Annotated in this window: 22 protein-coding genes; 14 read left to right on the top strand and 8 right to left on the bottom strand. The window is 71.6% G+C overall.

The window, feature by feature from the left end; translation table 11 throughout:
- Positions 1-44: 44 nt before the first annotated feature.
- The 3 genes from IF06_RS0113025 (at position 45) to IF06_RS0113015 (ending at position 2,515) form a co-directional block, all read left to right on the top strand.
- Positions 45-1,442 (top strand): DUF4331 domain-containing protein, encoded by a 1,398-nt coding sequence (locus IF06_RS0113025; protein WP_013284159.1) that lies wholly within the window; start codon positions 45-47, stop codon positions 1,440-1,442.
- Between the two features lie 13 nt (positions 1,443-1,455).
- The gene (locus IF06_RS0113020; RefSeq protein WP_013284160.1) at positions 1,456-1,794 is read left to right on the top strand and encodes a hypothetical protein; all 339 of its coding nucleotides are present in this window, start codon (positions 1,456-1,458) and stop codon (positions 1,792-1,794) included.
- 460 nt (positions 1,795-2,254) lie between these two features.
- Positions 2,255-2,515, top strand: coding sequence for a WhiB family transcriptional regulator (locus IF06_RS0113015; protein ID WP_013284161.1), 261 nt, complete (start codon positions 2,255-2,257; stop codon positions 2,513-2,515).
- A gap of 98 nt (positions 2,516-2,613) precedes the next feature.
- Here the strand turns inward: IF06_RS0113015 and IF06_RS0113010 are convergent, their stop codons facing one another.
- A complete protein-coding gene (locus IF06_RS0113010; RefSeq protein ID WP_018787548.1) occupies positions 2,614-3,063 on the bottom strand; it encodes a metallopeptidase family protein in 450 nt (149 codons plus the stop codon).
- 153 nt (positions 3,064-3,216) lie between these two features.
- Here IF06_RS0113010 and IF06_RS0113005 point away from each other — a divergent pair, with 153 nt between their 5' ends.
- A complete protein-coding gene (locus IF06_RS0113005; protein WP_013284163.1) occupies positions 3,217-3,585 on the top strand; it encodes a DUF3499 domain-containing protein in 369 nt (122 codons plus the stop codon).
- A gap of 129 nt (positions 3,586-3,714) precedes the next feature.
- On the opposite strand, the gene IF06_RS0113000 is transcribed toward IF06_RS0113005, so the two are convergent.
- The 3 genes from IF06_RS0113000 to IF06_RS0112990 all read right to left on the bottom strand — a co-directional run bounded on the left by IF06_RS0113000 (position 3,715) and on the right by IF06_RS0112990 (position 7,107).
- Complete coding sequence (locus tag IF06_RS0113000; RefSeq protein WP_030271190.1) at positions 3,715-5,094, bottom strand: NAD(P)/FAD-dependent oxidoreductase; 1,380 nt, start codon at positions 5,092-5,094, stop codon at positions 3,715-3,717.
- Between the two features lie 5 nt (positions 5,095-5,099).
- Entirely contained in the window at positions 5,100-6,446 is a 1,347-nt protein-coding gene (locus IF06_RS0112995; RefSeq protein ID WP_030271188.1) for an aspartate aminotransferase family protein, read from the bottom strand.
- Between the two features lie 148 nt (positions 6,447-6,594).
- A complete protein-coding gene (locus IF06_RS0112990) occupies positions 6,595-7,107 on the bottom strand; it encodes an Lrp/AsnC family transcriptional regulator (protein WP_013284166.1) in 513 nt (170 codons plus the stop codon).
- A 205-nt stretch (positions 7,108-7,312) separates the two neighbouring features.
- Between IF06_RS0112990 and IF06_RS0112985 the strand changes: the two genes are divergently transcribed.
- The 8 genes from IF06_RS0112985 to IF06_RS0112950 are packed head-to-tail and all read left to right on the top strand — an operon-like array spanning position 7,313 to position 15,427.
- The gene (locus tag IF06_RS0112985; protein WP_030271186.1) at positions 7,313-8,497 is read left to right on the top strand and encodes a polyamine ABC transporter substrate-binding protein; all 1,185 of its coding nucleotides are present in this window, start codon (positions 7,313-7,315) and stop codon (positions 8,495-8,497) included.
- A complete protein-coding gene (locus IF06_RS0112980) occupies positions 8,494-9,651 on the top strand; it encodes an ABC transporter ATP-binding protein (RefSeq protein ID WP_030271183.1) in 1,158 nt (385 codons plus the stop codon). Before IF06_RS0112985 ends, IF06_RS0112980 begins: the two co-directional genes overlap by 4 nt.
- Positions 9,648-10,556 carry an ABC transporter permease gene (locus IF06_RS0112975; protein WP_013284169.1) on the top strand — a complete coding sequence of 303 codons (909 nt, stop codon included), beginning with the start codon at positions 9,648-9,650 and terminating at the stop codon, positions 10,554-10,556. The genes IF06_RS0112980 and IF06_RS0112975 overlap by 4 nt, the downstream gene beginning before the upstream one ends.
- A 55-nt stretch (positions 10,557-10,611) precedes the next feature.
- On the top strand, positions 10,612-11,445 hold the full coding sequence (locus tag IF06_RS0112970; protein ID WP_030271181.1) for an ABC transporter permease: 834 nt from the start codon (positions 10,612-10,614) through the stop codon (positions 11,443-11,445).
- On the top strand, positions 11,442-12,863 hold the full coding sequence (locus tag IF06_RS0112965) for an NAD(P)/FAD-dependent oxidoreductase (protein WP_030271179.1): 1,422 nt from the start codon (positions 11,442-11,444) through the stop codon (positions 12,861-12,863). Before IF06_RS0112970 ends, IF06_RS0112965 begins: the two co-directional genes overlap by 4 nt.
- A complete protein-coding gene (locus tag IF06_RS0112960) occupies positions 12,863-14,065 on the top strand; it encodes a saccharopine dehydrogenase family protein (protein ID WP_030271177.1) in 1,203 nt (400 codons plus the stop codon). Before IF06_RS0112965 ends, IF06_RS0112960 begins: the two co-directional genes overlap by 1 nt.
- Positions 14,062-15,075: an agmatinase gene (speB, locus tag IF06_RS0112955; protein ID WP_030271175.1), complete on the top strand. Its 1,014-nt coding sequence runs from the start codon at positions 14,062-14,064 to the stop codon at positions 15,073-15,075. Before IF06_RS0112960 ends, speB begins: the two co-directional genes overlap by 4 nt.
- A gap of 40 nt (positions 15,076-15,115) precedes the next feature.
- Positions 15,116-15,427, top strand: a complete 312-nt coding sequence (locus IF06_RS0112950; protein ID WP_013284175.1) for a helix-turn-helix domain-containing protein — start codon at positions 15,116-15,118, stop codon at positions 15,425-15,427.
- A 19-nt stretch (positions 15,428-15,446) separates the two neighbouring features.
- On the opposite strand, the gene IF06_RS0112945 is transcribed toward IF06_RS0112950, so the two are convergent.
- The 4 genes from IF06_RS0112945 to IF06_RS0112930 form a co-directional block, all read right to left on the bottom strand.
- The gene (locus tag IF06_RS0112945) at positions 15,447-15,896 is read right to left on the bottom strand and encodes a hypothetical protein (RefSeq protein ID WP_013474091.1); all 450 of its coding nucleotides are present in this window, start codon (positions 15,894-15,896) and stop codon (positions 15,447-15,449) included.
- 101 nt (positions 15,897-15,997) lie between these two features.
- Positions 15,998-16,345, bottom strand: a complete 348-nt coding sequence (locus IF06_RS0112940) for a DUF779 domain-containing protein (protein ID WP_013284177.1) — start codon at positions 16,343-16,345, stop codon at positions 15,998-16,000.
- Positions 16,345-17,850, bottom strand: coding sequence for an aldehyde dehydrogenase (gene adh / locus IF06_RS0112935; RefSeq protein ID WP_013284178.1), 1,506 nt, complete (start codon positions 17,848-17,850; stop codon positions 16,345-16,347). Before adh ends, IF06_RS0112940 begins: the two co-directional genes overlap by 1 nt.
- Before the next feature lie 40 nt (positions 17,851-17,890).
- Positions 17,891-19,174 carry a hypothetical protein gene (locus tag IF06_RS0112930; protein WP_030271173.1) on the bottom strand — a complete coding sequence of 428 codons (1,284 nt, stop codon included), beginning with the start codon at positions 19,172-19,174 and terminating at the stop codon, positions 17,891-17,893.
- A 237-nt stretch (positions 19,175-19,411) separates the two neighbouring features.
- Here IF06_RS0112930 and IF06_RS0112925 point away from each other — a divergent pair, with 237 nt between their 5' ends.
- Both IF06_RS0112925 and IF06_RS0112920 read left to right on the top strand, forming a co-directional pair.
- Positions 19,412-20,077 (top strand): response regulator transcription factor, encoded by a 666-nt coding sequence (locus IF06_RS0112925; RefSeq protein ID WP_030271171.1) that lies wholly within the window; start codon positions 19,412-19,414, stop codon positions 20,075-20,077.
- Positions 20,074-21,126, top strand: coding sequence for a sensor histidine kinase (locus IF06_RS0112920; protein WP_030271169.1), 1,053 nt, complete (start codon positions 20,074-20,076; stop codon positions 21,124-21,126). The genes IF06_RS0112925 and IF06_RS0112920 overlap by 4 nt, the downstream gene beginning before the upstream one ends.
- The last annotated feature ends 39 nt before the right edge of the window (positions 21,127-21,165 follow it).

Below are 21,165 nucleotides of genomic sequence, written 5' to 3'. Positions count from 1 at the left end.
GCGCCGGTTCCGACTTCCGTTCCCCCGACGAAGGTGCGTCCGCCATGTCCTCTCACCGCGAGGCCCCGGAGATCGCCAAGGATCCGGTCGCCGACAGTTCCGACCTGTACGCGTTCGTCACGCCGAGCCAGCCGGACACGGTCACGTTGATCGCCAACTACGTGCCGGTGCAGCTCCCGTCCGGCGGCCCGAACTTCTTCGAGTTCGGTGACGACGTCCGGTACGAGATTCACATCGACAACGACGGCGACGGTTATCCGGACGTCACCTATCGTTTCGAATTCACTACCGAGATCACGAACCAGAACAGTTTTCTCTACAACACCGGGCCGATCGAGTCGCTGGAGAGCAAGAACTGGAACCGGCGGCAGTTCTACCGGCTGACCCGGATCGCCGACGGCCGCGCGCGCGTGCTGGCGCACAAACTGCCCTGCCCGCCGTGCAACGTCGGGCCGCTGTCCACGCCGAACTACCAGAACCTGGTCCGGCAGGCGACGTTCAAGCTGTCCACCGGTGAGAAGGTGTTCGCCGGGCAGCGGGCCGACGGCTTCTTCGTCGACCTGGGCGCGGTGTTCGACCTGGGTACGCTGCGGCCGTTCCAGCAGCTGCACGTCGCCGGCAAGAAGCTGTTCCGGGACGAGGGCGAGCCGGTGAACGCGCTGGACCGGCTCAACGTGCACAGTCTCGCCGTGCAGGTGCCGCTCAACCAGGTACGCCGCAAGGCGGCCCGCTACGGCTACGCCGACCGCGCCTCGACCATCGGGGTCTGGACCAGTGCGTCCCGCCAGCAGGTGCGGGTGCTGGGTGACCGGGTCGCCGCTGACACCGCCGCCGGACCCTTCACGCAGGTGTCGCGGCTCGGTAACCCGTTGTTCAACGAGGTCATCGTGCCGATGTCCAGGAAGGACGTCTGGAACACGCTGCCGCCGTCGGAGGACAAGCGGTTCGCCGGGTTCGTGGAGCGGCCCGAGCTGGCCGGGCTGCTGCCGGCGCTCTACCCGGGTGTGTTCCCCAATCTGGACGCGCTCAACAAGTCCAAGAAGCCGCGTGCCGACCTGGTGGCGATCCTGCTCACCGGCGTCCCGGCCGGACTGATCGACGGCTTCGCCAACACCACCGGTGACGTGCAGGCGGACATGCTGCGGCTGAACACGGCGATCCGGCCCAGCCGCAAACCGGACCGGTTCGGTGTGCTCGGCGGCGACCTGGCCGGCTTCCCCAACGGCCGCCGTCCCGCCGACGACGTGGTGACGATCGCGCTGCGCGCCATCGCCGGGCTGACCGTGCCGCTCGTCGACAAGACGTTCCGGCCGGACGCCGCCGCCGCGGCGGTGACACCGGGCCTGAGCGCGGCCGACGTGACAGCGCCGTTCCTGGCCGACTTCCCGTTCCTCGGCACGCCGTACGACGGGTTCGGCAACCCGCAGGCGAAGAAGTCCTGACGGGAGCCGGCGAATGTCACACCATCACGATCTCGGCCCGTCGGAGGTCGGCAGCGTCGTGCTCGACCTGGGCGGCGACCGGGGCGCGCTGATCATCCACACCGGGCGGGACCTGCACGGCCGGGAGATCGAGATCAGCCGCGTGGACCTCGACGGCCCGCGGACCCACTCCGCCGTACGCGAGCGGCACGTCCGGGACGGGGTGTTCCACAGTGCCGTCTACCCGGATCTGGAGGCGGGTGTGTATACCGTCTGGTGGGACGAGAGTACGTCCGCCGGCGCGATCTCGGTCACCGGTGGGTCGATCGCCGAATTCGTTTGGCCCACCAGCTCACCAGCCCGCTTGGACTGATCCGTCAGTCGCGCCGGAACCCGCGCCCCGTCCACATGATGGACGGGGCGCGGTCGGCGTTGGACGGCTCGACGGGCGGTACAGCGGGAAGCGGGTTACCCTTTGCCCCACCAATTCTGATCTTGGTGCGAGCGGCCGGCGGGGGCGTCCGGCCGGCCTGCCGGCGATGCGCCACGGCAGAAAACTTCCGGCAACTCGCCGGGGAGGGCGTTACTCGTCCGGGGTCTGAATCGATAGGGCAGGTTGCGAGGCTACGGGCGACCGCGGCGGTCGTCACGGACGTGTCGGGAGGGCGACTCCATTATCAAGTTTGGCTTGACGGCGCACGCATTACACGCGTGTAATTTGAATGGGGTTGTTCGCACGGAACGCAACAAATGGTGACCGTGCGGACAGGCACGCCTTTCGCGTGGGGGGTTGCAGCGGCGAATGACGCCGGTGCGCGACAAGGAGGCAATCGATGGACGGCCAGCTCGAGGTGGCCGACCTGCTCGGGAACGCGCCGGAGTGGCAGGAGCGAGCGCTCTGCTCGCAGACCGACCCGGAGGCGTTCTTTCCCGAGAAGGGCGGCTCGACCCGCGAGGCGAAGCGCATCTGCTCGCGGTGCGAAGTGAAGACGGAATGCCTGGAGTACGCGCTCGGCCACGACGAGCGGTTCGGGATCTGGGGTGGCCTCTCCGAGCGGGAGCGGCGCAAGCTCAAGCGGCGGGTCGCCGCCTGATCCACGTACGGGTCCACGGGCGGTGGGGGCCGCCCGGACCCGGGTCGCTGTCCGGCCGGCGCGTCCGGCCGGGTGGCGGCGCCTGTCCGGTCAGCCGGTCAGGCCAGCTCGTCCGGGTCGACCCCGAGCAGATTCGCCACCTGCTCGATGATCACGTCATGCACCAGGTCGGCGAGGTCCTCGCGATCCATCGCGCGGAACTCCAGCGGCCGCCGGTAGAGCACGATCCGCGGCGGCACCTCCTGGCGGCCGGGCCGCCCGGGCAGCAGCCGGGCGAGCGGCACCTCGCCGTCCTCCAGCACGTCCGAGTCGTAGACGTTCAGATCCGGCGGGACGTCCTCGACCGCGAACTCCACCCCGGCCAGCTCCTTGGCGAACCGGCGTTCGAGCGTCTCCACCGTGTCGAGCACCAGATCGTCGAAGACCTCGGCCTTCGTCCGCGCCAGCGGCACCGTGGCAGGCACCAGCCGCCCGCGCAGCCCGCGACCGTGCCGGTCACGGTGGGTGCGCCGGCCGGAGCCGGGGCGGCGGTTCTGGGGGCTCGTCATGACGCACAGGGTAGCCCGCATCGGCGGTCCACCCGCCGTCGCGCGGCCGTCCGGCGTGCCGCTGCGCCGATCGGAGGAATTGTGATCACCATGACGGGCGTGTCGTAACGCGAAGCGGTGCGCCGGACCCGGTAATGGGGATACCCTGCCGCCGTGAGGTCACCACGGCGCTGCTCCCGTAACGGCTGCCCCCGGCAAGCGGTCGCCACATTGACCTATGTCTACAACGAGTCGACGGCGGTGGTGGGCCCGCTCGCGGCGTTCGCCGAACCGCACACGTACGACCTGTGTGAGCCGCACGCCCGTAGCCTGACCGCCCCGCGCGGCTGGGACGTGGTGCGGCACGAGGGCGAGTTCGAGCCGCCGCCGCCCACCACCGACGACCTGGTGGCGCTGGCCGAGGCGGTACGCGAGGCCGCACGCCCCGCCCCGCCCCGTCCTCCGGAGGACGAGCCCGCCAAGCCCCAGACCCCCCAGCAGGGCCGCCGGGGCCACCTCCGGGTCATCCCACCCCACCACTGACCGACCGCCGTTCAGGCCCGCGGGCCCCGGCCCTCCACCGGTCGATCATGAAGTTGACGGCGTTTTCGATCTCCCTGAGTGCCGCTAACTTCATGATCAACGGGGTGAGCGCCGGGATGGGTGGCGCGGTCAGTGGCCCAGGAAGCGGTTGAAGAGATCGGCTCGGCGGGACGGGCGGGCGGTGCGGTGCTCGCTCTGGTCGGCTGAGGACATCACCCGCAGGCCGGCGTTCATGGCCAGCCAGCGCAGCGGCTCCGGTTCCCAGTGGGGGGAGCGGTGCCCGACCCAGGGCAGCGCCGTGAGGTCGCTCTCCACGCCCCGGATCAGGTCGGCGAGCGTACGCCCGGCGAGGTTGCTGGTGCCGACGCCGTCACCGACGTAGCCGCCGGCCCAGGCCAGCCCGGTACGCCGGTCCAGCCCCACCGACGCGGCCCAGTCCCGGGCCACGCCGAGCGGCCCGCCCCAGGCGTGCGTCACCGGCACGTCCGGCCCGAGCACCGGGAACAGCTCCCCGAGCGCCCGGCGCAGCGCCGCGAACACCCGTGGCTCCCGGTCGAAGCCCTGCCGGACCCGGGAGGCGTAGTGGTAGGGCGCGCCCCGCCCGCCGAACGCGAGCCGGCCGTCGGCGGTGCGCTGGCCGTACACGATGACGTGCCGGTAGTCGGAGAACGTCTCCCGCTCCGCCAGCCCGATCCGCGCCCACGTCTCCTCGGGCAGCGGCGGGGTGGCCACCATCAGCGAGTAGACGGGCGCCACGGTCCGCCGCTGGCCTGGCAGCCCCGGCGTGTAGCCCTCCGTCGCACGCACCACCACGGGCGCCCGGACCACGCCCGCCGGGGTCACCGCCGCGCCCGGCCGCAGCGCGGTCACCGGGGTGCGCTCGTGGATGCGTACGCCCCGGCGCTCCACCGCCCGGGCCAGACCCCGGACCAGCTTCGCCGGGTGTACGGCGGCGCAGTGCGGGGTGTACGTGCCGCCGCGTACCCCCTCGGCGGCGCAGCGCGCGGCGGCCTCGGCGGCGTCGAGCAGCCGTAGGTCGTCGTCGGTGAGCCCGTGCGCGTGGGCCTGGGCGACCTCGGCGCGGGCCCGCTGGAGCTGGGCCTCGCCACGCGCGAGCATCACCGTGCCGCCGGCTCGCCAGTCGCAGTCGATGCCCTCGGCGGCGGCGACCCGCCCCACCTCGGCGACCGTGTCGTGCATGGCCCGCTGCATGGCCAGCGCCCGGTCCCGGCCGTGCCGCCGGGCCAGCGCCGGCAGCGAGGTGGGGAACAGCGCCGAGCACCAGCCGCCGTTGCGCCCCGACGCGCCGTACCCGGCGATCTCCCGCTCCAGCACGACGACGCGCAACGTGGGGTCGGCCTCGGCCAGGTACCAGGCCGTCCACAGCCCGGTGTACCCGGCGCCCACGATCGCCACGTCGGCGTCCGTGTCGCCGGGCAACCCGGGTCGCGGTGTCAGCGGTTCGTCCAGGCCGGACAGCCAGTACGACAGATGCCGGTAGTCGGTCATCGGCGTCAGAGCCGCGACCACGCCTCGGTCAGCACCGCGCGCAGGATCTGCTCGATCTCGTCGAAGTGCTGCTGGTCGGCGATCAGCGGCGGGGCGAGCTGCACCACCGGGTCGCCCCGGTCGTCGGCCCGGCAGTAGAGCCCGGCGTCGAACAGCGCTGTGGACAGGAAGCCGCGCAGCAGCCGCTCGGACTCGGCCTCGTCGAACGTCTCCCGGGTCGTCTTGTCCTTCACCAGCTCGATGCCGTAGAAGTAGCCGTCGCCCCGGACGTCGCCGACGATCGGCAGGTCGTGCAGCTTCTCCAGGGTGGACCGGAACGCGCCCTCGTTCGCGCGGACGTGCCCGATCAGGTCCTCCCGGGCGAACACCTCCAGGTTGGCCAGCGCGACCGCGCAGGAGACCGGGTGGCCGCCGAACGTCACCCCGTGCGCGAACATGCCGGTCTCGGTGAGGAACGGCTCCATCAGCCGCTCGCTGGCGATCATCGCGCCGAGCGGGGCGTAGCCGGAGGTGATGCCCTTGGCGGTGGTGATGATGTCCGGCTGGTAGCCGTAGCGGACGGCGCCGAAGTACTCGCCGAGCCGGCCCCAGGAGCAGATCACCTCGTCGCTGACGAGCAGCACGTCGTACGCGTCGCAGATCTCGCGTACCCGCTCGAAGTAGCCGGGCGGCGGCGGGAAGCAGCCGCCGGAGTTCTGCACCGGCTCCAGGAAGACGGCGGCGACCGTCTCCGGCCCCTCCCGCTCGATCGCCCGGCCGATCTCGTCGGCGGCCCAGCGGCCGAACGCCTCGGCGTCGTCGCCGTGCTCGGGGGCCCGGTAGAAGTTGGTGTTCGGCACCTTGATGCCACCGGGCACCAGCGGTTCGAAGTCGGTCTTGATGCCGGGCAGGCCGGTGATCGACAGCGCGCCCATCGAGGTGCCGTGGTAGGCGATGTAGCGGCTGACCACCTTGTGCTTGGTGGGCTTGCCGGTGCGCTTGAAGTAGGCCCGGGCCAGCTTCCACGCCGCCTCGACGGCCTCGGAGCCGCCGGTGGTGAAGAAGACCCGGTTCAGGTCGCCGGGCGTGAGCGTGGCGATCTTCTCGGCCAGCTCGACGGCCTTCGGGTGGGCGTACGACCAGAGCGGGAAGTAGGCCAGCTCGCCGGCCTGCTTGGCGGCGGCCTCGGCCAGCTCGGCGCGGCCGTGACCGGCGTTCACCACGAACAGCCCGGCCAGCCCGTCCAGGTAGCGGCGGCCCTGCGCGTCCCAGACGTACGCGCCCTCGCCCCGGACGATTGTCGGAACCTCGCCGGCCGGGTAGCTCGCCATGCGGGTGAAGTGCATCCAGAGATGGTCGGTGGCGTTGGCCATGTCAGCCCCATCGGGTCTCGGGCCGGTCAGGGGTGACACCGGCCGCTCTGCCCACGGTTATCCCACAGGCGATGCCGATAAGGCAAGCGAACAAGCTTCAGCGCGACGGATTCAGCGCCATATCACTTTCCTGCCGACGGAATCCGCATCAGGCGGTGCCCCAGCTGTAGGTCTGCTTGCGCAGCTTCAGGTAGACGAACGCCTCGGTGGAGAGCACCCCGGGCACGCCGCGCAGCTTCTGGAGGATCTCCAGCAGGTGTGCGTCGTTGCGGCAGACCACCTCGGCCAGCAGGTCGAACGAGCCGGCGGTGATGACCACGTAGTCGATCTCCTCGAACTCGGCCAGCCGGTCGGCGACGGGTTCCAGGTCGCCGTCGGTGCGCAGCCCGATCATGGCCTGGCGGGGGAAGCCGAGCTGGAGCGGATCGGTGACCGCGACGATCTGCATGACGCCCGCGTCGAGCAGCCGTTGCACCCGCTGGCGTACCGCCGCCTCGGAGAGGCCGACCGCCTTGCCGATGCTCGCGTACGGGCGGCGCCCGTCCTCCTGGAGCTGCTCGATGATCTGCTTGGCCACGTCGTCGAGCAGAGCGTGATTGGCTCCTTCACGCACCGTGACCCGGCGGGCGCCGTTGGAGTTCTCCTGGTGCCGGTTGACCATCGACGCTCCTCGTGTCCGATTCTCCGTGTTGAGCGTAGTGCCCCGCGCAGTCTGGCGTATTTCGTGGCGACTGGCTATTCCGGCAACGGAATCCCTTGTGAGAGAGGTTTTCTCATGTCAGGATCAGTCGTCCATCGCCACTGACCCTCCCGCCGGCGCGCCGCCCCCGTCCCGCCGCCGACGATGCCCCCCAAGGAGTCGTCACATGCGTAGTCCCCTCCGGCCCCTCACCCGGCGTGGTCTGCTCACCGGGACCGTCGGCTCGGCCGCGCTGCTCGCCACCGCGGGCACCCTGGCCGGCTGCGGGACCAAGGGCGCCCAGCAGACCGAAGCCGGATGCAAGAGCGAGGATCTGTCCGCCACCGAGAAGAAGGTCGCCTTCTCGAACTGGCCGCAGTACATGGACACCGACGAGAAGGACGAGTCCAAGCGCCCCACGCTCGATGCGTTCGTCGCCGCGTCGGGCATCCAGGTGACGTACACCGAGGACGTCAACGACAACAACGAGTTCTTCGGCAAGGTGCGCAACCAGCTCGCCGGGTGTCAGAGCACCGGCCGGGACATCATGGTGCTCACCGACTGGATGGCCGCCCGGATGATCCGCCTCGGCTGGGTGCAGAAGCTCGACAAGTCGAAGATGCCCAACGTCGAGGCGAACCTGCTGTCGTCGCTGCGCGGGCGCTCCTTCGACGCCGAGACCCAGCTCGCGGTCCCGTGGCAGTCCGGGCTGGCCGGGCTCGCGTACAACGCGAAGGTCGCCAAGGAGATCCGCACCGTCGACGAGCTGCTCACCCGCCCCGATCTCAAGGGCAAGGTGACAGTGCTGTCGGAGATGCGCGACACCATCGGCCTGCTGCTCCAGTCGCTCGGCCACGACCCGGCCAAGTTCACCCCGGCCCAGTTCGACGACGCGCTGAACAAGCTGAAGAAGGCGGTGGACAGCAAGCAGATCCGGCGGTTCACCGGCAACGACTACGCGCCCGACCTGGCCAAGGGCGACATCGCCGCGTGTATCGGCTGGTCCGGCGACGTCGTGCAGCTCGGCTTCGAGGACGACAAGATCAAGTTCGTGGTGCCCGAGTCCGGCGTGATGCTCTGGTCGGACAACATGCTGGTGCCGAACAAGGCCACCCACAAGGCCAACGCCGAGGCGTTGATGAACCACTACTACGACCCGGCGGTGGCGGCGAAGCTGGCCGCGTACGTCAACTACATCTGCCCCGTGCAGGGCGCGCAGGCCGAGATGGAGAAGATCGACCCGGATCTGGCGACCAACCCGCTGATCTTCCCGGACGACACGATGCTGTCCAAGGCCAAGGTCTTCATGGCGCTCGACGAAGCGCAGGAGAAGGAGTACGAGACCAAGTTCCAGCAGGTGATCGGCGCGTGAAGGGGCAGCAGACCCCGGCCGGTGACCTGCGACTGGTCGACCTGACCAAGCGGTTCGGCGTCTTCACCGCCGTCGACGACCTCACCCTCACGATCCCGCAGGGCTCGTTCTTCGCCCTGCTCGGCGCGTCCGGCTGCGGCAAGACCACCACACTGCGGATGATCGCCGGGCTGGAGCAGCCCACGAGCGGGCAGGTGCTGCTCGGCGAGCAGGACATCGCCGGGCTGCGGCCGTACAAGCGGCCGGTGAACACCGTCTTCCAGAGCTACGCCCTCTTCCCGCACCTGGACATCCACGAGAACGTGGCGTTCGGGCTGCGCCGCCGCGGCATCCGCAAGGTGAGCGACCAGGTGGAGCGGATGCTCGCGCTGGTGCAGCTCGAAGGGTACGGGGGGCGCCGCCCGGCCCAGCTCTCCGGCGGCCAGCAGCAGCGCGTCGCGCTGGCCCGGGCGCTCATCAACCACCCGCAGGTGCTGTTGCTCGACGAGCCGCTCGGCGCGCTCGACCTCAAGCTGCGCCGGCAGATGCAGATCGAGCTGAAGCGGATCCAGACCGAGGTCGGCATCACGTTCGTGCACGTCACCCACGACCAGGAGGAGGCCATGACGATGGCCGACACGGTCGCGGTGATGAACGCCGGCCGGATCGAGCAACTCGGTGCGCCCGCCGACATCTACGAGTACCCGGCCACCGCGTTCGTGGCGAACTTCCTCGGCCAGTCCAACCTGCTCGCCGCCGAAGCCGGCGGTCGCGCCGCCGACGACGTGCTGGTCACGGCGCACGGCTCGCGCTTCTCGGTGCCCGCCGGCCGGGCCCGGCTCACCGACGGGCCGGCCTTCCTCGGCGTACGTCCGGAGAAGCTGCACCTGGCCGACGGCCCGGACGGGGTGCCGGCCGGGCACCAGCACGTCGGCGGCATCGTCACCGACACCTCCTACGTCGGGGTGAGCACCCAGTACCTGGTGCGCACCGCGTGGGGCAGCGAGCTGTCCGCGTTCGCCGCGAACAGCGGGCTGGGCGGCCGCCTCGCCGTCGGCACGGCGGTGACCGCGCACTGGGATCCGCGGCACGCGTTCCTGCTGCCCCGGGCCGCCGGTGAGGACGACCAGACCGCGCCGCTGCTCGACGAGCCGCCGGTGGGTGCGTCGGCATGAGCGCGCTGGCCCACGTACCGACCTCCGCCGGGAAGCCGGTGCCGCCGCCGGTGCGGCGCGGGCGCAGCCGCCTCCTGCCGTACCTGTTGCTGCTGCCCGGCGCGGTCTGGCTGCTCGTCTTCTTCGCGCTCCCGCTGGTGCAGCTCGCCTCGGCCAGCCTCTACGACCCGGCCGGCTCGCTCTCCACCGGGTACGCCATGACCTGGGCGTTCAGCAACTACCCGGACGCGTTGCAGGCGTACTGGCCGCAGTTCTCCCGGTCGTTCCTCTACTCGGCCATCGCGCTGGTGCTCGCGCTGCTGATGGGCTACCCGCTGGCGTACGCGATCGCGCAGAAGGCCGGCCGGTGGAAGAACCTGCTGCTGGTCGCGGTGGTCGCGCCGATGTTCACCAGCTTCCTGGTGCGCACGCTGGCCTGGAAGACCATCCTGTCGGACAACGGCGCGCTGGTCGGGCTGCTGCGTGACGTGCACCTGCTCGGCCCGGACGGCCGGCTGCTGGCCACCCCGATCGCCGTTGTGCTCGGCCTGACGTACAACTTCCTGCCGTTCCTGGTGCTGCCGCTGTACGCCAGCCTGGAGCGGCTCGATTCCCGGCTGCTGGAGGCGGCGAGCGACCTGTACGCGAGCCCGCTGCGCGCGTTCGCCAAGGTCACGCTGCCGCTGTCGATGCCCGGCCTGATCGCCGGCACGCTGCTGTTCTTCATCCCGGCCACCGGTGACTACATCAACGCCGAGCTGCTCGGTACGCCGAACGAGTACATGATCGGCAACGTCATCGACTCGGCGTTCCTGGTCCGGCTGGACTATCCGCAGGGCGCGGCGCTGTCGTTCCTGCTGATGGCCGCGATCCTGGCGATCGTCTTCGTCTACCTGCGGAAGGCCGGCACGGAGGAGGTTCTGTGAGCGCGAGGAGCGCAGCGAAGCGGAGCCCCGCAGTCGCGAACGAAAGGCGGGCGCTGTGAGCGGACTCAGGCGCTGGCTCGCCGACCGGTGGGTGATGGGCGTGGCACTGCTCGTCCTCGGCTACCTGACGCTGCCGATCATGGTGGTCGCCGGGCTCTCCTTCAACCGGCCCTCCAGCCGGCTCTCCTACGACTTCAACGAGTTCACGCTCGACAACTGGAAGCAGCCCTGCGCCACCTCGGACATGTGCGACGCCGTGGTGCGCAGCATGCAGATCGGCCTCATCGCCACGGTCGTCTCCACGCTCCTCGGCACGCTGATGGCGTTCGCCCTGGTCCGGCACAGCTTCCGTGGCCGCTCCGGGCTCAACGGGCTGATCTTCCTGCCGATGGCCACCCCGGAACTCGTGATGGGCACCTCGCTGCTCGCCCTCTTCGTCGCCGCCGGGGTGCCGCAGGGCTTCTGGACCATCGTCATCGCGCACGTCATGTTCTGCGTGTCGTTCGTCGTGGTCACCGTGAAGGCCCGGCTCTCCGGCATGGACCGGCGGCTGGAGGAGGCCGCGATGGACCTGTACGCCAGCGAGTGGCAGACCTTCCGCCGGATCACGCTGCCGCTCGTGCTACCCGGCATCGTGGCCGCCGCGCTGCTGGCGTTCTCGCTCAGCTTCGACGACTTCATCATCACGAACTTCAACGCCGGCACCACTGTCACGTTCCCCATGTACGTCTGGGGCGCCTCCCAGCGGGGCATCCCGCCGCAGGTGAACGTAATCGGCACGGCCATGTTCGTGATCGCGTTGCTGCTGGTCGGGGCCACCTCGCTGCGCGGGCGGCGGGCGCGACGGGCCGCCCTCGCGATGGTCGCCACACCGGCGGGCAAGCCATGACACTCCCGCATACCGGCCGGGCGCTGGCCGACGCCGCGCCCGTGTCGTACTGGCTGGACCGCCCGGTTCGCCCCGACCCGCTGCCGCCGCTGACCGGGACGCACACCGCCGACCTGCTCGTGGTCGGCGGCGGGTACGCCGGGCTGTGGACCGCGCTGCTCGCGAAGGAGGCCGACCCGGACCGCGACGTCCTGCTCGTCGAGGCGGGCACGTGCGGCTGGGCGGCGTCCGGGCGAAACGGCGGGTTCTGCGCCGCGTCGCTGACCCACGGGCTCGCCAACGGCGTCGAGCGGTTCCCCGGCGAGATCGGCGAGTTGGAACGGCTGGGCCGGGAGAACCTCGACGCCATCGCCGCCACCGTGGCGAAGTACGACATCGACTGCGACTTCGAACGCACCGGCGAGCTGGCGGTTGCTGTCGAGCCGTACCAGCTCGACGGGCTCGCCGCCGACGCCGACCTGGCCCGCCGGTACGGCCACGACGTGCGGCTGCTCGACCGAGACGAGGTACGCGCCGAGGTGGCGTCGCCGACGTACCTGGGCGGGATGTGGGACCGCGACCGGGTGGCCCTGCTCGACCCGGCGAAGCTCGCCTGGGGACTGCGCCGCGCAGCGCTCGACCTGGGCGTACGCGTGCACGAGCACACCCGCGTCACCGGCCTGACCGGCGACGGCGCCGCCCTGCGGGCCACCACGGCGGGCGGCGCGGACGCGGCGCCCGGCGCGGTACGGGCGCGGCAGGTCGTGCTGGCCACGAACGCGTTCCCGCCGCTGCTGCGCCGGCTGCGCTCCTGGATCGTGCCGGTCTACGACTACGCGCTGATGACCGAGCCGCTGACCGGGGCGCAGCGCGACGCGATCGGCTGGCGGCACCGGCAGGGGCTCGCCGACACCGGCAACCAGTTCCACTACTACCGGCTCACCGCCGACAACCGGATCCTGTTCGGCGGCTACGACGCCGTCTACCACTACGGCAACCGGGTGGCGCCCGCGCTGGAGCAGCGCGAGGCCACCTTCACCACGCTGGCGTCGCACTTCTTCGCGACCTTCCCGCAACTCGACGGGCTGCGGTTCAGCCACCGCTGGGGTGGCGTCATCGACACCTGCACCCGGTTCTGCGCGTTCTTCGGCACCGCGTACTCCGGACGGCTGGCGTACGCGGCCGGATTCACCGGGCTCGGCGTCGGCGCGACCCGGTTCGGGGCCCGCGTGACGCTCGACCTGCTCTCCGGCACTGACACCCCGCTGACCCGGCTCGACCTGGTGCGCCGCAAGCCGCTGCCGTTCCCGCCGGAACCGGCCCGGTCCGTGGGCATCAACCTCACCCGATGGTCGCTCGCCCGCGCCGATGCGCGGGACGGACGGCGCAACCTCTGGCTCCGTACTCTCGACCGTCTTGGACTGGGGTTCGACTCCTGATGCGTATCCTCCTCGTCGGCGCCGGTGGCGTCGGCTCCGCCGCCGTATCCATCGCCGCCCGCCGTACCTTCTTCGAGATCATGGTGGTCGCCGACCACGACCCGGCGCGGGCCGCGCGGGCCGTCGCCGGGCACGGCGACCGGTTCGTCGCCGCCACAGTGGACGCCGCCTCCGCCGACGCGGTGGCCGCGCTGTGCCGGGAACACCGGATCACGCACGTGCTCAACGCGGTGGACCCGCGCTTCGTCATGCCGATCTTCGACGGCGCGTTCGCCGCCGGGGCCGACTACCTGGACATGGCGATGTCGCTGTCCCGGCCGCACCCCGAGCACCCCTACGCCGAGACCGGGGTCAAGCTCGGCGACGAGCAGTTCGCCGTCGCGGAGCAGTGGGCCGCCGCCGGACGGCTCGCGCTCTGCGGCATCGGCGTCGAACCGGGCCTGTCCGACGTCTTCGCCCGCTACGCCGCCGACGAACTCTTCGCCGAGATCGACGAGATCGGGGTACGCGACGGCGCGAACCTCACAGTCGCCGGGTACGAGTTCGCGCCCTCGTTCTCCATCTGGACCACCATCGAGGAGTGCCTCAACCCGCCGGTGATCTGGGAGGCCGGGCGCGGCTGGTTCACCACCGAACCGTTCAGCGAGCCGGAGGTGTTCGACTTCCCGGCCGGGATCGGCCCGGTCGAGTGCGTCAACGTCGAGCACGAGGAGGTGCTGCTCATCCCGCGCTGGGTGCCGGCGAAGCGGGTCACCTTCAAGTACGGCCTCGGCGCCGAGTTCATCGAGGTGCTGCGCACGCTGCACAAGCTCGGGCTGGACTCCACCCAGCCGGTGCGGGTACGCGGGGTCGACGTGTCGCCGCGCGACCTGGTGGCCGCCGCGCTGCCCGACCCGGCCACGCTCGGCGACCGGATGAGCGGCAAGACCTGCGCCGGCACGTACGTCACCGGCACCGGGCCGGACGGGCGGCCCCGCCGCGTCTACCTCTACCACGTGGTCGACAACGAGTGGTCGATGGCCGAGTACGGCCACCAGGCGGTGGTCTGGCAGACCGCCGTCAACCCGGTCGTCGCGCTGGAACTGCTCGCCACCGGCGCCTGGTCCGGCACGGGCGTGCTCGGCCCGGAGGCGTTCCCGCCGATCCCCTTCCTGGACCTGCTCACCGGCTACGGTTCGCCGTGGGGGATGGAGGAACGATGACCCGGTACGGCCCGATGTACGGTCCCGACATCACGTTCCTGGGTGTGCCGCCGTGCACAGTCGAGGAACCGGTCACGTACGCCGACGCGGACGTGGTGATCATCGGGGCGCCGTTCGACGGCGGCACCTCGCACCGGCCGGGCACCCGGTTCGGGCCGTCCGCCATCCGGCAGGCCTGCTACCTGCCGCACGACGGCTCCCGCCCGTCGCTGGCGCTGCGCGTCGACGGGTTGAAGGACCTGTGCGTCTACGACGCCGGCGACGTGGAGATGTTCAGCGGCGACATCGAGCGCTCGCTGGCCGCGCTGGAGACCGCCGTGCACGCGGTCGCCGCCGCCGGGGCGATCCCTGTGGTGCTCGGCGGCGACCACTCCATCGCGCTGCCCGACGCCACAGGCGTGGCCCGGCACCACGGGCTCGGCCGGGTGTCGCTCGTGCACTTCGACGCGCACGCCGACACCGGCGACGTCGAGTTCGGCTCGCTGCACGGCCACGGTCAGCCGATGCGCCGGCTCATCGAGTCCGGCGCGGTACGCGGCGACCGCTTCCTGCAGATCGGGCTGCGCGGCTACTGGCCCGGCCCGGACACGCTGGCGTGGATGGCGGAACAGCGGATGCGCTCGTACGAGATGACCGAAGTCGTGGCGCGCGGCCTGGACACCTGCCTCACCGAGGCGTTCGGCATCGCGACCGACGAGTGTGAGGGCGTGTTCCTCTCCGTCGACGTGGACGTGGTCGACCCGGGCATGGCACCCGGCACCGGCACGCCCGAGCCGGGCGGGTTCACCTCCCGGCAACTGCTCGACGCGGTGCGCCGGGTCTGTTACGAGCTGCCGGTGGTCGGGCTGGACGTGGTCGAGGTAGCCCCGCCGTACGACCACGCCGACATCACCGCGTACCTGGGCAACCGGGTGGTGCTGGAGGCGCTGTCCGCGATAGCCCGCCGCCGCCACGACGCCGCCGGCGGCCCCCCGTGGAACCCCACCCAGCCGCTCCTGGACAACCGCTGAGCGTAGCCCTCCGAGTTTAGCTCGGGCTATAGTCGAGCAGGTGACGGAGTTCTATCACTGGGACGAGGTCCGCGCCGAACTCGGCGGTGACGACGAGGCGTACGAGGCGGAGCGCGCCCGGACCGACGCGTGGGTGAGCGCGTTCCACCTGGCCGAGGAGCGCAAGCGGCTGGGGCTCACCCAGCGGCAGGTCGCCGAGATCATGGGGGTCACGCCGGGCCGGGTCAGCCAGATCGAGAACGGCGACCTCGACGTCAACGAGGTGGCCACGCTGAGCCGGTACGCCAATGCCCTCGGCGCCCGGCTGCGGATCATCTTCGACTACGGCGACGACCTCCGGCAGATCGCCTGACCGGAGGCCGCCGATGCGGTCAGGGGCGGGCGCAGTGGGGGCGCAGGCGTACGCGTTCGGTGGTCTCGGTGAGGGAGTTGGGCTCGATCACCAGGCGGGCGATGGTGGTGGCGGGGCCGGGGCGGAATCTGCCCTGGTCGGCGGGGATGGTCGCGGTCCAGGTGCCGGCGGTGCGCTCGTCGGTGCACGCGCCGATCACGCCGAACCCGAAGCCGGTGACCGACCCGCGCCGTACCCGCTGGTCGAGGTGCACCTCGATGTACGCGAGGCCGCGCTCGGCCCCGCAGTCGAACCGGCCGCCGACGGTGGCGGTGTGCGCCCGTACGTCGGCGGCGCCGAACCAGTTGACGGAGATGCTGGGGGAGGCGGCCGGGGCGGCGACGGCGGCGCCCGGCGCGAGCCCGAGCGTGGCGGCGGTGGCCAGGGCGGTGAGGCCGGCGGCGAGCACTGGCTGTCGGACCGGGTTCATGCGCGGTCTCCTGTCGAGCGGTGGTGGGACGCGTACTCCGAAGTGGACGGCGTCAGCATCCCACCGCCGCGATGCCCGCGAGCTGCAAGATCTCGGACAGATCAGCGGTTCAGATGGGACCGGATGAGGAAGCGGACGCCCTCCGGGGCCTCCAGGGAGAACCCGCTGCCCCGGCCGGGCACCACGTCGACGGTGAGCCGGGTGTGCCGCCACAGCTCCCACTGGGCCTTCGACATCCAGAACTCCACCGGCTCGGGCACCCCGTCGACAGCCAGCGAGGCGAGCAGCACATCCGAGCCGCCGGTGCGGAACTCACCGGCCGGGTAGCACATCGGGGCGCTGCCGTCGCAGCAGCCGCCGGACTGGTGGAACATCAGCGGGCCGTGCTGCCCCCGCAGCGACCGGATCAGGTCGGCCGCCGCGGGGGTCAGGGTCACGGTGTCGCCCATCAGAAGAAGCCCAGCTTCTTCGGCGAGTAGCTGACCAGCAGGTTCTTGGTCTGCTGGTAGTGCTCCAGCATCATCTTGTGGTTCTCCCGGCCGATGCCGGACTGCTTGTAGCCGCCGAACGCCGCGTGCGCCGGGTACGCGTGGTAGCAGTTCGTCCACACCCGGCCGGCCTGGATCGCCCGTCCGGCCCGGTACGCGGTGTTCAGGTCCCGGGTCCACACGCCCGCGCCGAGCCCGTACAGCGTGTCGTTGGCGATCTTCACGGCGTCGTCCAGGTCGGCGAAGGAGGTCACCGACACGACCGGGCCGAAGATCTCCTCCTGGAAGATCCGCATCGAGTTGTCGCCCTCGAAGATGGTCGGCTGGACGTAGTAGCCGCCGGACAGCTCGCCGCCGAGGTCGGCCCGCTCACCGCCGGTGAGGACACGAGCGCCCTCCTGCCGCCCGATGTCCAGGTAGGACAGGATCTTTTCCAGTTGGTCGTTGGACGCCTGCGCGCCGACCATCGTGTCGGTGTCCAGCGGGTGCCCCTGCGTGATCTGCCGGGTCCGGTCCACGGCGGCGGCCAGGAAGTCGGCGTAGTGGCCCTGCTGGATGAGCGCCCGCGACGGGCAGGTGCACACCTCGCCCTGGTTCAGGGCGAACATGGTGAAGCCTTCGAGCGCCTTGTCCAGGAAGTCGTCGGAGGCGGCGCTGACGTCGTCGAAGAAGATGTTCGGGCTCTTGCCGCCCAGCTCCAGCGTGACCGGCCTGATGTTCTCGCTGGCGTACTGCATGATCAGCCGCCCGGTGGTGGTCTCGCCGGTGAACGCCACCTTCGCCACCCGCGGCGAGGACGCGAGCGGCTTGCCCGCCTCGACGCCGAAGCCGTTCACCACGTTCACCACGCCCGGCGGCAGCAGGTCGCCGATCAGCGAGAGCAGGTAGTGGATCGAGGCGGGTGTCTGCTCGGCCGGCTTGAGCACCACCGCGTTGCCGGCGGCCAGCGCCGGGGCGAGCTTCCACACCGCCATGAGGATCGGGAAGTTCCACGGGATGATCTGCCCGACCACGCCGAGCGGCTCGTGGAAGTGGTAGGCGACTGTGTCGTCGTCGAGTTCGCCGAGCGAGCCCTCCTGCGCCCGGATCGCGCCGGCGAAGTAGCGGAAGTGGTCGATCGCGAGCGGGAGGTCGGCGGCGAGCGTCTCGCGTACGGGCTTGCCGTTCTCCCACGTCTCGGCGATCGCGAGGGACTCCAGGTTGTCCTGCATGCGGTCGGCGATCCGGTTGAGGATCAGCGAGCGTTCGGCGACCGACGTGCGGCCCCACGCGTCGGCCGCGCCGTGCGCCGCGTCGAGCGCCTTCTCCACGTCCTCGGCGGTGCCCCGGGCCACCTCGCAGAAGGTCTGCCCGGTCACCGGGGTCGGGTTCTCGAAGTACTTCCCACCGTGCGGCTTCACGTACTCGCCGCCGATGTAGTGGTCGTAGCGGGACTGCCAGTGGGTGGGGGCGTCGTAGCGCGTCATGGGTACCTCCGCCGTCCGTCTGGGGTGGATGGCGGGCAGGCTAGTTTCCGGGACGTTGCAGGAACGTTGCGCGCGGCAGCGCGTACTCCTCGGCGAGCTGGCGGGCCCGCGCGACAGCGAGCGGCCGGCGGGGCGCGCCCGGCGGCAACGCCCGGGCCAGGGCCTGCCAGGCGGCCAGGTCGTCGGATCCGGCCGCCGTCGCGGTCCAGGCCGCGAGCAGCCCCGGGTCGGCGCCGGCCAGCACGGCGGCGCGCAACTGGCCGTCGACCAGGCGGCGCAGTCGCGCGACTCCCGGCGCGTCCGACAGGGGCAGCAGGGGCCCGGGGTACGCGCGCAGCGCCGCCGCCGGATCGCCACGTTCCAGCAGTTCGGTGACGGTACGGAAGTCGGCGCGCACGGCCGGCCGCAGCCGGTACGGACGGGAGTCGAGCAGTTCCTCGCCGAGCACGCGGCGCAGCCGGGACAGTTCGGCGCGCAGTGTGACCGGGTGCCGCCTGTCGTCGCCGTACAGGTCGAGGCCGAGCTGTTCCCCGGTGCGCCCCTCGGGATGGTCGACCAGCAGCACCAGCAGCTCGCTGTGCCGCCGGCCGAGCCGGATGCGCCGGCCGCCGACGCGCAACTCCGCTTCGTCACGTCCGAGCGCCGACACGTACGCCACGTCCGGCGCGGCGGGCGCGGCACCGGCCAGGAACGCCTCGGCGGCCCGGGCGGTGGCCCGGACCAGGGCGAGGCTCTGCGGGTTGGCCAGGTGGTCCCCGCCGGTGATGTCGACGGCGCCGAGCAGCGCGCCGCTGGCCGGGTCGTGGATCGGCGCGGCGGCGCAGGTCCAGCGCTGCACGGGCCGGACGAAGTGCTCGGTGGCGAAGATCTGCACGCCGTGGTCGACGGCGAGGGCGGTGCCGGGGGCGTTCGTGCCGGCGTGCGCCTCGTCCCAGCGGGCGCCGGGTACGAAGTTCATCCGCTCGGCGTGCCGCAGCACCCCGGGATGGCCCTCCACCCAGAGCAGCCGCCCGGCGGCGTCGCAGACCGCCATCAGGTGCGCGCCGTCCTGCGCGATGCCGCCGAGCAGGTCGCGGAACAGCGGCATCACCCGGGCCAGCGGGTGCGCGGCGCGGTACGTCTCCAGCGCGTCGTCGGCGAGGTCGACCGGCGCGGTGGTCTCCGGGTCGAGCAGCGCGGACCGCTCCCAGGATCGGGCCACCACCTCCCGGACCCGGCCGGAGGTGGTGCCGGCGGCGAGGAACGCCTCGTGGGCGGCACCGATCTGCGCGATCCGCTCCGCCGGATCCGCGCCGAACTCCAGGGCGAGCCACGGGTCAGCCACCAGCGCCTCCTTCCACCCATCGTGACCCACCTCACCCCCGAGCGCCAATGCGTGATCCGGGTCACCTGAGCGGTGCTCGTGCCGCCTGCGTACCGGACGAACGGCCCAGACGGCCCCACGCCGGTTGTCGCAGCGTGGCCCGCGTGGAGGATGGCTGCTGCGGACGCTTACGGAACCCTTAACTCCGGCCTGCGATGGTGTGCCGGACGACGAGGGAAGACACGGGGGAGCGCAACGGTGCGGGTGCTGGTGGCGGACGACGAGCGGCTCTTGGCGGACACGGTCGCCGAGGGGTTGCGACGGTTCTCCATGGCTGTCGACGTCTGCTACGACGGGGACGGCGCGCTGGAACGGATCGGGGTCAACCGGTACGACGTGGCGGTGCTGGACCGGGACATGCCCGGCGCCACCGGCGACGACGTGTGCCGGAGCCTGGCCGGGTCGGACGCCGGCACCCGCGTGCTGCTGCTCACCGCCGCCGCCGGCATCCGGGACCGGGTCGCCGGCCTCGGGCTCGGCGCCGACGACTACCTGACCAAGCCGTTCGCGTTCGCCGAGCTGGTGGCGCGGGTGCAGGCGCTGGGCCGCCGGTCCACCCCGGCCCTCCCGCCGGTGCTGGAGCAGCACGGTGTGGTGCTCGACGTGGCCCGGCACTCCGCGACCCGGGACGGCAGCCCGCTCGGGCTGAGCCCGAAGGAGTTCGCCGTCCTGCACGTGCTGATGCGGGCCGGTGGCCGGGTGGTGAGCGCCGAGGAGCTGCTGGAACAGGCGTGGGACGAGTTCGCCGACCCGTTCACCAACGCGGTCCGGGTGACGGTGATGACCCTGCGCAAGAAGCTCGGCCAGCCGTCCGTCATCCACACGGTGCCGAAGGCCGGCTACCGGATCGGCGAGCCGGAGTGAGCCCCCGCCGCCGCATCCTGCTGGTCGGGGTGCTCGCCCTGCTCGCCGGGTTCATGCTGCCCAACCTGGTCAAGTCGCTGCTCGAAATGGTGTGGGGGCAGGCCGAGCGGTTCTGCGGCCTGGCCACGATCGGCGCGGTGTGCGAGCCGGGCCGCCCGTTCGTCCCGCTGCTGCCCATGCTCATCGAACTGCTGGTGCTTGTGGCCATCGGGTTCGCGGTGTGGGGCGCTGCCCGCTGGTGCCTGCGCCCGGTGCACGACCTGGCCGCCCCGATCGCGAACCTGGGGCCGCAGAACCTCGGCTACCGGATCCGGCGCGGCGGCCGGGACGAGCTGGCCGGGCTCGGCCGCGCGATCGACGACATGCTGGACCGGGTCACCGCCGGATACGAGGGACAGCGGCGGTTCGCCGCGAACGCCTCGCACGAACTGCGTACGCCGCTCGCGGTGCAACGCACCCTGATCGAGGTCGGCATGGCCCAGTCGCTCACCGGCGAGCAACTGGAACTGCTGACCGCCCAACTGCTCGCCACGAACGAACGCAACGAGCGGCTGATCGAAGGGCTGCTCGCGCTCAGCGAGAGCGACCAGGGCCTGCGGTCCTCCACCCCGCAACGCCTCGAACAGATCGTCAGCGGCGTACTGGCCGCGTACGCCGACCGGGCCGCCGAGGCCGGCGTGACGGTGGAGGCCCAGCTGTCGCCCCGGATCGTGACCGGCGAGCGGGTACTGCTGGAACGCCTGGTCACGAACCTGGTGGAGAACGGCGTCAAGTACAACCGCGAGGGCGGCCGGCTCGTCGTCACGGTCGGTGGCGACCCCGCGCTGACCGTCATGAACAGCGGGCAGAGCGTCCCCGCCGAGGCGGTCGACGGGCTGTTCGAACCGTTCCGGCGTCTCGCCCGGGACCGGACCAACCAGGGCGGCGGCGCCGGGCTCGGCCTGGCCATCGCCCGCTCCATCACCCAGGCGCACGGCGGCATCATCGCCGCGCGTCCGGGGCCGGACGGCGGCCTGCGGGTCGACGTCCACCTGCCCCCCGTGGGCTGACCACCCCACACACGACTCCGGGGGCCGCCGTCGCGGCGT

Source organism: Micromonospora globosa, assembly GCF_000717585.1.
GTDB classification, from domain to species: domain Bacteria; phylum Actinomycetota; class Actinomycetes; order Mycobacteriales; family Micromonosporaceae; genus Micromonospora; species Micromonospora aurantiaca.
This window is presented reverse-complemented; position numbering and strand designations above follow the sequence as displayed.

Excerpts from the sequence above, each read along its gene's own strand:
- IF06_RS0113000 (WP_030271190.1), bottom strand. The coding sequence starts at position 5,094 with ATGACCGACTACCGGCATCTGTCGTACTGGCTGTCCGGCCTGGACGAA.
- IF06_RS0113015 (WP_013284161.1), top strand. The coding sequence starts at position 2,255 with ATGGACGGCCAGCTCGAGGTGGCCGACCTGCTCGGGAACGCGCCGGAG.
- IF06_RS0112965 (WP_030271179.1), top strand. The coding sequence starts at position 11,442 with ATGACACTCCCGCATACCGGCCGGGCGCTGGCCGACGCCGCGCCCGTG.
- IF06_RS0112960 (WP_030271177.1), top strand. The coding sequence starts at position 12,863 with ATGCGTATCCTCCTCGTCGGCGCCGGTGGCGTCGGCTCCGCCGCCGTA.
- IF06_RS0113020 (WP_013284160.1), top strand. The coding sequence starts at position 1,456 with ATGTCACACCATCACGATCTCGGCCCGTCGGAGGTCGGCAGCGTCGTG.
- IF06_RS0112995 (WP_030271188.1), bottom strand. The coding sequence starts at position 6,446 with ATGGCCAACGCCACCGACCATCTCTGGATGCACTTCACCCGCATGGCG.
- IF06_RS0112990 (WP_013284166.1), bottom strand. The coding sequence starts at position 7,107 with ATGGTCAACCGGCACCAGGAGAACTCCAACGGCGCCCGCCGGGTCACG.
- IF06_RS0112945 (WP_013474091.1), bottom strand. The coding sequence starts at position 15,896 with ATGAACCCGGTCCGACAGCCAGTGCTCGCCGCCGGCCTCACCGCCCTG.
- adh (WP_013284178.1), bottom strand. The coding sequence starts at position 17,850 with ATGACGCGCTACGACGCCCCCACCCACTGGCAGTCCCGCTACGACCAC.
- IF06_RS0112975 (WP_013284169.1), top strand. The coding sequence starts at position 9,648 with ATGAGCGCGCTGGCCCACGTACCGACCTCCGCCGGGAAGCCGGTGCCG.
- IF06_RS0112940 (WP_013284177.1), bottom strand. The coding sequence starts at position 16,345 with ATGGGCGACACCGTGACCCTGACCCCCGCGGCGGCCGACCTGATCCGG.
- IF06_RS0113010 (WP_018787548.1), bottom strand. The coding sequence starts at position 3,063 with ATGACGAGCCCCCAGAACCGCCGCCCCGGCTCCGGCCGGCGCACCCAC.
- speB (WP_030271175.1), top strand. The coding sequence starts at position 14,062 with ATGACCCGGTACGGCCCGATGTACGGTCCCGACATCACGTTCCTGGGT.
- IF06_RS0113025 (WP_013284159.1), top strand. The coding sequence starts at position 45 with ATGTCCTCTCACCGCGAGGCCCCGGAGATCGCCAAGGATCCGGTCGCC.
- IF06_RS0112985 (WP_030271186.1), top strand. The coding sequence starts at position 7,313 with ATGCGTAGTCCCCTCCGGCCCCTCACCCGGCGTGGTCTGCTCACCGGG.